Raw genomic sequence first — 3,228 nt, forward strand, 5'->3', positions numbered from 1 at the left:
CGCCCGCGTCTACGACATGGAAGGCGGCAGCTACCACGAACACGAACACCTGGCAGCCGCTTATGTGGGCCAGGCCGGCGAGAGCAACTGGCAGCACCAGGACGAAGCCATCGACTTCTACTATGTCAAGGGCCAGCTGGAAGACCTGTTTGAAATGATCGGCATCAAGGACGTTGAGTACCGGGCTGAAAGCATCAGCGGGATGCACCCGACCAGAACCGCCGGCATCTACATCGGCGGTGAATACGTCGGCCTGATCGGCCAGATCGCGCCGGTTTTGACCATGACTGACAAGAACTTTGCCGGCAAGGAAATCTACGTTTACGAACTGAACCTGGATGCCTTGCTGCCGCTGATGAACAAGGGCGTCAAGTCCAAGCCGGCTCCGAAGTACCCGGCTGTTCAGCGGGACTTGTCCATCCTGGTTGATGAAAAGATCAGCAACGCTGCAGTTGAAGAATGCATCAAGGCTAATGCCGGCAAATTCCTGCAGAGCGTGGAAGTCATCGACGTCTACCAAGGCGTGCGCCTGCCAGAAGGCAAGAAGAGCCTGGCTTACCGCCTGACCTTCCTGAACGAGGCCGACACCTTGACCGATGCCGTGGTCAGTGCCGCTACTGACCAGGTCCAAGCCGCCTTGGAAGAAAAATTAGGCGCAAACATTCGTTAATGGTTGACTTTCGCGGAATTAAACTCTAATATTTAACATTGCATAATGCGTTAAATAAAGGAGAATTGACAATGCCTGAAAAAAACTATGAAATGACTGCCGAAGGCAAGAAGCAGCTGGAAGAAGAACTGCAGAACCTGAAGTTCGTTAAGCGCCCGCAAATCGTGGAACGCTTGAAGATCGCCCGTTCTTACGGCGACTTGTCTGAAAACTCAGAATACGATGCTGCCAAGGATGAGCAGATGCGTCTGGAAGAAAGAATCGATGCCGTCAGCGAACAGCTCAAGTATGCTGTCGTTGTCGACACCGATGCCGTTGACCCGGACGAAGTAAGTATCGGCAAGACGGTTACGGTTACCGAAGTCGGCGAAGACGAACCGGAAACTTACGAGATCGTGGGCAGCAGCCAGTCTGACCCGTTCCACGGCAAGGTTTCCAACGAATCTCCGATCGGCAAGGCCCTGCTTGGCCACAAGAAGGGTGAAACGGTCAAGATCAACGTCGATTCAGCCAACGTCAGCTACGATGTCGTTATCAACGACGTGAAGACGACCGACTAAAAAGGCGCTGTCCAAATGGACAGCACCTTTTTTTATACTCATTTTTCGTTTTTCAGACCAACTGCTTTTTCTTCAAGATCAGGTAGACTGCCAGGGTCAAGAGGCTGATCAAGCTGCCGACAAGCAGGCTGACCGGCAGGTAGACCAGGGTCAGCCGGTGCTTGCCGCTGCCCAGCTGGAAGGCCAGGAGGCTCTGGGCGTACTTGCTGCTCTTGACCAGCTTGCCGTTGTCAAAGACCAGCCAGTTCTTGGAGTAAGGGATGGTCGTGATCCAGAGCCGCTTTTGGCTCTTGAAGGACTGGCTCTTGATCTTCAGGCCCGACTGGCTTAGCTTGAGGCTTGGCCGCTTGAGGCGCTTGATGCCGGCCTTGAAGAGGGAATTGTCGAAATGCCAGAAGCGCAGGCCGGTCAGGTCCAGGGTCGAATTGGTCAGGGTAAAGGTGACCTTGACGATGGTCTTTTTTCTTTGGCTGGCGACGTTGACCAGGCGGATCTGGTCATCGCGGCTTTCGTAATCAAAGAAAATGTCGTTGACGCTCAAGCTGGCGCTTTTGAAGTTAAAGCCGTTCGGCAGCTGCAGGTAATAGGAGTCGTTGTCCTGCGGCGTAAAGCTGAAAGTAACGGTGGCTGCCTTGGCGGTGTTGATTTTCTTGAAGACCAGGGGATTTGTCTGGCTGACCTTCAGGTTGGTCAGCTTGACGGCGGACTTGACCTGGCTGAAAAGCTTGCCGCTCAGGCCCAGGCTCTGCCAGAGCCGCTGCTGGTTGAGGACCGGATTGTTGGCGGCAAACTTGACCTTGGTTTGCTGGCTCTGGCTGGCAAAGACCAGCGGCAGGGCCTGGCGGTTGGTCAGCACGCTGAGCTGCGGGAACTGCTTGCTTGGGTAGTAGCTGTTGAGGTCGGCCCGGTGGTTCAGGTTGTCATAAGGCATCCGGCTGGCAGCTGAGACGTTGTCATAAGAGTAGTTCGGTTCAAGGTAGTACTTGATGCCCAAAAAAGCGTCAGTCAGCAGCGTGCCGCCCTGGTTGGTGTAAGAATTGCTGTTGTGCACGTAGCCCAGGCTGCTGAGCAGCTTGGAAGTGCTGGAATTGCTGATGGAGTTGAAGGTCGTGATGCCGTAGTAGTTCCCGGTAAAGGGATCGTCGTCAGACCGGCTGAAGCTTTTTTCCGTCCGGTAGAGGGTCGGATCGGTCTTGGCCAGGTAGCTGGTGGCCTGGTTGACATTGACCGCGAATTTGGAGTAGTTGCTGTTTTCCTGGTAGGAAATCGCGTTCAAGGAAAAAATCAGGTTGACCGTGACTTCCGACACTACCAGCAGCAAGGCATAGTGGCTGGCCAGGTAATGATGGCCATAGATGAAGACGATGAAGAGCAGGGCGGCCAGGATGAAGAGGCCGGTTGAAATCTGCCCCTGCTGCTGGACGAATTCCAGCTTGTCAGGATTGATGGCCAGGTAAAGGGAGACGCCAGCGCCTAAAACAGCAGCCAGCAGCTTCTGCTTGAGGTTGAAGGCCTGCTGTCTGGTCAGGTTGTCCAGGGCCAGGTCCAGGGCGTAAAAGGAGACCAGGAAGCTGAATCTGGCTGGATACCAGACCGGAAACTGTCCCAGGTGCCAGAGCAGAACCAGGGGGGTAAAGGACAAAGAGAGCAGTAGAAAGCTCAAAAGCAGGCCCTTGCTCAGCTTTTCCCGCTTGCTGAAGCGGGGGTTGAAGATGAAAAGCAGGGCCAGGAGGGCAAAGCAGGAACTGATGAAGATGTTGGGCAGGCCGTCAGACATTTCATTGAAGCTGTAAGCCCCGTCGATCAGCTTGGCGATCAGCTGGTAGGGCGGGAACTGAAAGTTCAGCTTCCAGCTGATGTCGGCATCGGTCTTGCCGGCCAGCAGTTCCAGGAAGGTCGGCCAGAGGCTGACGGCGGCCAGGCAGCTGCCAAAGAAGCTGCTCTTGAGATAGGCCCAGACCCGGCTCTTTTTCTCCAAGCTGAGCGTCAGCTGCGTTA

At 54.8% G+C, this 3,228-nt stretch carries 3 protein-coding genes; 2 read left to right on the forward strand and 1 reads right to left on the reverse strand.

From position 1 onward, the window contains the following. Together lacNas_RS08665 and greA are read left to right on the forward strand one after the other, a co-directional pair. Nucleotides 1–670 (forward strand): phenylalanine--tRNA ligase subunit beta-related protein (locus lacNas_RS08665; RefSeq protein WP_507762778.1); only part of this gene is annotated, 670 nt, incomplete at its 5' end. A 71-nt stretch (nucleotides 671–741) separates the two neighbouring features. Next, nucleotides 742–1,230, forward strand: a complete 489-nt coding sequence (greA, locus tag lacNas_RS08670) for a transcription elongation factor GreA (protein WP_201330243.1) — start codon at nucleotides 742–744, stop codon at nucleotides 1,228–1,230. A gap of 52 nt (nucleotides 1,231–1,282) precedes the next feature. Here greA and lacNas_RS08675 read toward each other — a convergent pair. Beyond that, nucleotides 1,283–3,228, reverse strand: a 1,946-nt coding sequence (locus tag lacNas_RS08675) for a YfhO family protein (RefSeq protein WP_201346776.1), incomplete at its 5' end; no start/stop codon positions are given.

The sequence above is a fragment of the Lactobacillus nasalidis genome (genome assembly GCF_016587775.1).
Taxonomy (GTDB): Bacteria; Bacillota; Bacilli; order Lactobacillales; family Lactobacillaceae; genus Lactobacillus; species Lactobacillus nasalidis.